General features: G+C 78.7%; 6 protein-coding genes and 1 pseudogene. 2 read left to right on the forward strand and 5 right to left on the reverse strand.

Annotated features, from left to right (window positions below; all coding sequences use genetic code 11):
- Window positions 1-662: 5-oxoprolinase subunit B family protein (locus CS2_RS17235; protein ID WP_156442193.1), on the reverse strand; the 662-nt coding region annotated here is incomplete at its 3' end.
- Window positions 659-1,531, reverse strand: a complete 873-nt coding sequence (locus CS2_RS17240) for a LamB/YcsF family protein (RefSeq protein WP_082740335.1) — start codon at window positions 1,529-1,531, stop codon at window positions 659-661. The genes CS2_RS17240 and CS2_RS17235, both read right to left, overlap by 4 nt.
- A 90-nt stretch (window positions 1,532-1,621) precedes the next feature.
- On the opposite strand from CS2_RS17240, the gene CS2_RS17245 reads away from it, so the two are divergent.
- The gene (locus CS2_RS17245; RefSeq protein WP_070320903.1) at window positions 1,622-4,246 is read left to right on the forward strand and encodes a DEAD/DEAH box helicase; all 2,625 of its coding nucleotides are present in this window, start codon (window positions 1,622-1,624) and stop codon (window positions 4,244-4,246) included.
- A gap of 56 nt (window positions 4,247-4,302) precedes the next feature.
- Complete coding sequence (locus CS2_RS17250) at window positions 4,303-5,130, forward strand: hypothetical protein (RefSeq protein WP_156442194.1); 828 nt, start codon at window positions 4,303-4,305, stop codon at window positions 5,128-5,130.
- A gap of 198 nt (window positions 5,131-5,328) precedes the next feature.
- Here CS2_RS17250 and CS2_RS18645 read toward each other — a convergent pair.
- The 3 genes and pseudogenes from CS2_RS18645 to CS2_RS19605 all read right to left on the reverse strand — a co-directional run.
- Window positions 5,329-5,733: pseudogene (locus tag CS2_RS18645) on the reverse strand (Rv3654c family TadE-like protein); the annotation flags it as partial.
- Window positions 5,679-6,074 carry a TadE family type IV pilus minor pilin gene (locus CS2_RS17260; protein WP_233421249.1) on the reverse strand — a complete coding sequence of 132 codons (396 nt, stop codon included), beginning with the start codon at window positions 6,072-6,074 and terminating at the stop codon, window positions 5,679-5,681. The pseudogene CS2_RS18645 and the gene CS2_RS17260, both read right to left, overlap by 55 nt.
- On the reverse strand, window positions 6,071-6,250 hold the full coding sequence (locus CS2_RS19605) for a DUF4244 domain-containing protein (RefSeq protein WP_226238931.1): 180 nt from the start codon (window positions 6,248-6,250) through the stop codon (window positions 6,071-6,073). The genes CS2_RS17260 and CS2_RS19605 overlap by 4 nt, the downstream gene beginning before the upstream one ends.
- Window positions 6,251-6,804 lie beyond the last annotated feature (554 nt).

Raw genomic sequence — 6,804 nt, forward strand, 5'->3', positions numbered from 1 at the left:
GGGCGCGGCGCCGCCGTGAGCGCCGCCGGGGCGGTGCGGACGAACCGCACGCGGTCGCCGGCGCGCAGCAGGGCGGCGTCCGCGGCGCCGCGGGACGGGTCGAAGAGGGCGAGGTCGGCGCGCCCGAGCAGCCGCCACCCGCCGGGCGTCGGCGCCGGGTAGACGGCCGTGAGGTCGCCCGCGACGGCCACCGAGCCCGCCGGGACCCGCGTGCGCGGGCGCGCGAGGCGCGGCACGTGCAGGACAGGGTCGAGGCCGGTGACGTACGCGAACCCCGGCATGAAGCCGCCGAACGCGACCCGGTACCCGTCGGGCCCGCCGGCGAGGTGCCGTGCGACCACCTCGTCGACCGTCAGCCCGAGCGTGCGCGCGACGTCGTCGAGGTCCGCGCCGTCGTACACGGTGGGCACCTCGACGGTGCGCGCGGGTGCACGCCCCGGGCCGGCGTCCTGAGCGTCGTGGGCGAGCGCCGCGACCTCGGCCGCCCACCGCGCACGGCTGCGCGGCTCGCCGCGGACCAGCACCGTGCGCGCCGCGGGCACCACGTCGACGACGCCGCGCGGCGGGTCCGCGCGCAGCCGGGCGTCGATCCCGTGCACGGCGGCGAGGTCGGCGACCTCGACGAGCACGGCGTCGTCGCCGTAGGGCTGGACGGTCGTCACGGGGTGGGCCCGTGCCGTGGTGGTCCGGGTGCGCGCCGACCGACCGCGCGCGCCGCGGCCGTGCGTGCTCCGCCCGCGGAGGGGCCGCCCGGCTCCGGAGCGCCCGGGGCGAACGGCCGGACGTCCACGCCGGCGTCGGCGAGCGCCGCGCGGACGGCCGTCGCGAGCCCCACGGCGCCCCGGGTGTCGGAGTGCAGGCACAGCGAGTCGGGGCGCAGGCGCACGGGTGTGCCGTCGACGGCCGTCACGACGCCGTCGACCGCGAGCCGGACGGCGCGCTCGGCGGCGACCCGCGGGTCGGTGACGAGCGCACCGGGCTCGGTGCGCGGCACGAGCGTGCCGTCGGCGCGGTACCCGCGGTCGACGAACGCCTCGACGACGGTCCGCAGGCCCGCGTCGGCCGCGAGCGCGAGCACGCGTGAGCCCGGCAGGCCGAGCAGGGCCAGGTCGGGGTCGACCGCGAGGACCGCGTCCACGACAGCGCGCGCCTGGACCGCGTCGTGCACGACCGCGTTGTACAGCGCGCCGTGCGGCTTGACGTGCGTGACGCGCGCGCCGACGCTCGCGGCCACCGCGACCAGCGCCCCGAGCTGCGCGGTCACCTGCGCCCGCAGCACGTCGGGCGCGACGTCGACGTGGCGACGGCCGAACCCGGCGCGGTCGTCGTACGACGGGTGCGCGCCGACGGCCACGCCGCGCGCGAGCGCACCCGCGCACGTCGCCGCCATGGTCGCGGCGTCGCCACCGTGGTAGCCGGCGGCGACGTTCGCGCTGGTCACGAGGTCGAGGAGCGCCTCGTCGGCCGGGGGCTCGACGCGCCACGGCCCGTCCCCCTCGCCGAGGTCCGCGTTGAGGTCGATCGCCGCCATGACCCGATCCTCCCGCACGCGCACCCGACCCCGGGCGCCTCGGGGTCGGGCGCCCGCCGGCGCCCGACGAGCCGGTGGGAGGATGGGGGCGTGGGTCCCGGCGAGCTGCTCGACGTGCTGCTCGCCGGCGGCCGGCGGGCGGACCGGGCGACCCACGTGCGGGACCTGCCGGCACGGCCGGGTGCGCGCGCGGACTGGCCGGCGTGGGCCGACGCGGACGTCGTGCGGGGGTACCGCGCACTGGGCGTCGAGCGGCCGTGGGAGCACCAGGCGGACGCGGCCGACGCCGCGTGGTCGGGGCGCCACACGGTCCTCGCGACGTCGACCGGGTCGGGCAAGTCGCTCGCGTTCTGGCTGCCCGCGCTGTCCGCCGTGCGCCGGGGTGCCGCGGGAGCGCTGCTCGACCCGGGCCGCATCGAGTCGGTGCAGCGCCGCCCGACCGTGCTGTACCTCAGCCCGACGAAGGCGCTCGCGGCGGACCAGCTCGCGGCGCTCGAGCGGCTGCTCGCGGCGGCGGGCACGCGCGACGTGCGCGTCGCGACGTGCGACGGCGACACGTCGCGCGACGAGCGCCGCTGGGTGCGCGAGCACGCGGACGTGGTGCTGACGAACCCCGACTTCCTGCACTTCGCCCTGCTGCCCGCGCACGCGTCGTGGTCGCGCGTGCTGTCGTCGCTCGCGTTCGTGGTGGTCGACGAGTGCCACGCGTTCCGGGGCGTCTTCGGCGCGCACGTCGCGCTGGTGCTGCGGCGGCTGCGGCGGCTCGCGGCCGCGTACGGCGCGTCCCCCGTGGTCGTGATGGCCTCGGCGACGACGTCGGACCCCGCCGCGAGCGCGGCGCGGCTGCTGGGCGTCGACGCCGACGACGTGCACACGGTCACCACGGACGCGTCTCCCGCCGGCCGCAAGACGCTCGTGCTGTGGCAGCCGCCCGAGCTGCCCGGGGGCGACGGGCCGTGGGCGTCGCTGCTGCCGGACGAGGACCCGTGGGCGACCGTCGTGGTGGCTCCTCCCCCGCCCGACGTGCCCGAGGGACCGGGCGGCGCGGACGGGGCCGGCTCCGCCGACGGCCCGGCGGACCCGGGCGACCCGGACGGCCTCGCGGCTCGCGGCTCGGGCGTCGACGGTCCCGCTCCGCAGCCCGCCCCGCCGACCGAGGGATCGGGTCCCGTGGGCACGGGCGAGCGCCTCGTGGCCGTGCCGCAGGACCGCCCGCGACGCACGGCGACGGCCGAGGTCGCCGACCTGCTGGCCGACCTGGTGTCGGCCGGTGCGCGCGTGCTGGCGTTCACGCGGTCGCGCCGCGGCGCCGAGTCGGTCGCGGCCACGACGCGCGACCACCTGCGCGCGGTCGACCCGATGCTGCCGGCCCTCGTGTCGTCGTACCGGGGCGGCTACCTGCCGGAGGAGCGGCGCGCGCTGGAGGAGGCGATCCGCGCGGGTCACCTGCGCGCGCTCGCGACGACGAACGCGCTCGAGCTGGGCGTCGACATCTCGGGCCTGGACGCGGTGCTCATCGCGGGGTGGCCCGGCACACGCGTGTCGCTGTGGCAGCAGGCGGGGCGCGCCGGACGCGCCGGCGCGGAGGGGCTCGTGGTGCTCGTCGCGCGCGAGGACCCGCTCGACACGTTCCTCGTGCACCACCCCGAGGCCGCGCTCGACGCACCCGTCGAGGCGACGGTGTTCGACCCCGGCAACCCGTACGTGCTCGCGCCGCACCTGTGCGCGGCGGCGGCGGAACGGCCGCTGCGCAGCGAGGAGCTGGACCTGTTCGGGCCGCGGGCTCTCGCGGTGCTGGGTCAGCTCACCGAGCGCGGGATCCTGCGGCGCCGCTCGTCGGGCTGGTACTGGACGCACGCCGAGCCGGCGAGCCGTCTCACGGACCTGCGCGGTGCGGGCGGTCAGCCGGTGCGCGTGGTCGAGAGCGCGACGGGTCGGCTGCTCGGCACGGTGGACGCCGCGTCGGCGGACGCGACCGTGCACCCGGGCGCCGTGTACGTGCACCTGGGCGTCACGTACGTGGTCGACGAGCTGCACCTCGAGGACGGGGTCGCGCTCGCGACGCGGCGCGACGTCGACCACGGCACGTGGGCGCGGTGGGTCACGTCGACCAGCGTCGTCGAGGTCGAGCGCGAGGTCGCGTGGGGGCCCGTCACGTGGTCGTTCGGGCAGGTCGACGTGACGACGCAGGTGGTCGGCTACCAGCGTCGCCGGATCCCCGACCTGCAGGTGCTGTCGACGCACGACCTGGACCTGCCGGCGCGCACGCTGCGCACCGCCGCCGTGTGGTGGACGGCCCCGCCGGAGGTCCTGGAGCGGGCGGGGGTCACGCTCGAGGTCGCACCGGGTGCGCTGCACGCCGCCGAGCACGCGTCGATCGGGCTGCTGCCGCTGCTCGCGACGTGCGACCGGTGGGACCTGGGTGGCCTGTCGACGCTCGTGCACCCGGACACGGGGCACGCGACCGTCTTCGTGCACGACGGCCACCCGGGCGGCGCGGGGTTCGCCGAGCGCGGCTTCGACCTGGGGCCGGTGTGGCTGCGCGCGACGCGCGACGCGATCGCCGCGTGCCCGTGCGCGACCGGCTGCCCGGCCTGCGTGCAGTCGCCCAAGTGCGGCAACGGCAACGACCCGCTCGACAAGGCCGGGGCGCTGCGCCTGCTGTCCACCGTGCTCGCGCACGCCGCGACGAGCGGGACGACGTCGTCCGTCTGACCTTCCCCGGCTGCGCCGCGGGCGGGCGAAGACCGCGTTGGTAGCCTGGCGCGATCATGGCTCTGGTTCATCCTGACGCGCGGTCCTGGGCCGAGGCCCACTCGGCCGCCGGGTCCGTGCGGCTCGGCATGCTCGAGGCGATGGCCTGCCAGTCGTACCCCGAGGTCGTCGCGACGTTCGGCGACGACGGCGCCGCGATCGCCGAGCTGATCGACGACCGCACGCCCAGCACCGCGCGGCGCGCGCTCACCGGCCTCGGTGTCGTCCTCGTGATCGCCGCGTTGATCGCGCCGATCGCCGGGGTCGCCGTGCTCGGTGCGGAGTCGGACCTCGTCGAGCGCATGCCGGCGGACCGGTCGGTGCCGATCGCCGCCGTGTGCTTCGCCCTCGCCGTGGTGGCGCTCCTCGTCACCGGCGTCGCCTGGGTGCGTGGCGGCGCCCGGTGGTCGGGGATGGTCTGCGGCGTCGGAGCGGTGTTCGCCGTGTGCGGGGTCTTCGCGTCGATCAGCATGCCGACCGTCGCGGGGCGCGACGGCTACGACCTCCCGACGACCATGCAGGTCCCGGTGTGGACCACGCTGGCCCTCGGGCTCCTGCTCACCGTCGTGACCGTGCTGCGCTTCCGGGTGCGCGATCCCGAGCCGCCGGTCACCCCCGACGCACCGACGACGACCGGCGATCGCCACGTCGCCGAGCTGGCCGCGCGCGGCATCCCCGACGCCGAACGCGTCGCGATCCTGGCCGATCGCGACGCGGCGCTGCGCGTCCTCGCGGAGCGCGGCCTCCTCGACGAGACGACCCTGGGCCGTGCGCTCGAGGCGCCGCTGGGCACCCTCTTCGCTCTCGAGGTCCCGACGGACGCCGGACCGGACAGCACCCGCTGACCTCGGCCGGGGCGCGGCGGGGCCGTTGGAGCGGCCCTCCTCCAGCGACGCCCGCAACCCGGACCGCCGGGCCGTGCGCACGCTCCCGACGGGACCGACGCGCGCGGACGAGGGACCGGACCGCCCACCCAGGCGCCGAGGTCCGCCGCGCGCGCCCGACCGGCGCGTGCGACGACCGGCGGCACGTGGCCCGGCGCGGGCGACGCCGCCGGCCGCACCGACGGGTGCGTCGACCCGGACGTGCACGGTCACGTCACCGCGCGCGCCCCGCGCGCAGGACGTCACCGACGCGCCGTTGCGGCCCGCGGCCTGCGCGGCGTGGCCGCACGGGTCGGCGCCGCCGTCGGCGACGTGCTGCGCACCGGCGAGCGCGGCCAGGTCGGCGGCCGCCGCGGCACGGGCACGCGCCGTGTACGCGCCGCCGACGAGCCCGGTCGCCGCGACGAGCACGAGCGCGACCGCGACGACCCCGAGCACCAGCACGGCGCCCGAACCGCGGTCGTGAGCCGCCGCGCCGGGCGCCCGCACGCGGCCGCCGCCCGGAAGTCTCACGGCTCGGTCCAGGCGGTCGCCGAGGCCGCGGCGCGCAGGCCGGTCCCCCATGTGATGAACGGTGCGCTGACCGCGACGGTGACCCACCTGCCCTCGCGCTGCACGCGGACGTCGCCGCCGCGCGCACCGAGCACGCGGCGCGCCGCGTCGACGACCTCGCCGTCGGACTCCCCCAGCGCTGCCACGCGTGCCGCGGTGCGCGCCGCGTCGAGGCACGTGAGCCGGACGACGGTCGCGGCACCGACCGCGAGCACGGCGACGAGCACGGCCGCCACGGCCACCATGCCCACCGCGAACTCGGCGGTGACGGCGCCGCGGTCGCGGACGCCGCGCCCCGCGGCCGGGGCCGCATCGCCGGGACGGCCCCCACGACCGCGACGCCCCGCGCTCATCCGCCCAGCGCCTGCGCGATCAGACCGGTGAGCAGCGCCTTGACCTGACCGCCCTTGAGCACCACCAGCAGCACGCCCGCGAACGCCACGGCCGCGAGCGTCGCGATCGCGTACTCCGCGGTCGCCATGCCCTCGTCCGTCGCGCGGCGCGCGCGGGCGACCACGCGAGCCCCCACGCTGGCTCCTGGTGTTCCGCCGCACGCGCCGTGCACGCTCGGTCGCCGGACGCGTCGACCCCGTCCTCGCCCCAGTCCTCGTCCCAGCCCTCGCCCCCACCCTCGTCCCAGCGTTCGTCCCATCGGTCGGCTCCTTCTCGTCGTCCTCGTCGGACGCCCCGTCGGCGCCCGGCACGAGAGTCGCGGGACGCGCGTCACCCGCGGGGGGCGGCCACGCGGACCTGCCCGGCGCCGAGTCGACGCAGGGACTGGGGGCGGGTGGACGCCGCGACCGGGACGTCGCCGACCCGCACGCTCACCACCTCGCCGGGCGGACCGGCCACCGCGCCGGCGGCCCGACGATCCGCCGGGCCGCCGGGACGCCGAGCCACCCAGCCGACGGGCCGCACCTCACCGGCCGAGGAGGTCCCCCGCCAGCCCCAGCACGACCGGCACGAGACCGAGCAGCACGAACGCCGGGAGGAAGCACGCGCCGAGCGGCAGCGTCAGCCGCACGCCGAGCGCACCCGCGGCAGCGCGCGCCGCGGCGCGACGGTCGCGCCGCCGCCGGTCGG

Origin of the sequence: Cellulomonas iranensis NBRC 101100 = JCM 18110 (genome assembly GCF_001552375.1) — a bacterium.
GTDB classification, from domain to species: Bacteria; Actinomycetota; Actinomycetes; order Actinomycetales; family Cellulomonadaceae; genus Cellulomonas; species Cellulomonas iranensis.

What these genes read in the sequence shown, in the direction of transcription:
- CS2_RS17250 (WP_156442194.1), top strand. Translation starts at nt 4,303, where the DNA reads ATGGCTCTGGTTCATCCTGACGCGCGGTCCTGGGCCGAGGCCCACTCG.
- CS2_RS17260 (WP_233421249.1), bottom strand. Translation starts at nt 6,074, where the DNA reads ATGAGCGCGGGGCGTCGCGGTCGTGGGGGCCGTCCCGGCGATGCGGCC.
- CS2_RS17240 (WP_082740335.1), bottom strand. Translation starts at nt 1,531, where the DNA reads ATGGCGGCGATCGACCTCAACGCGGACCTCGGCGAGGGGGACGGGCCG.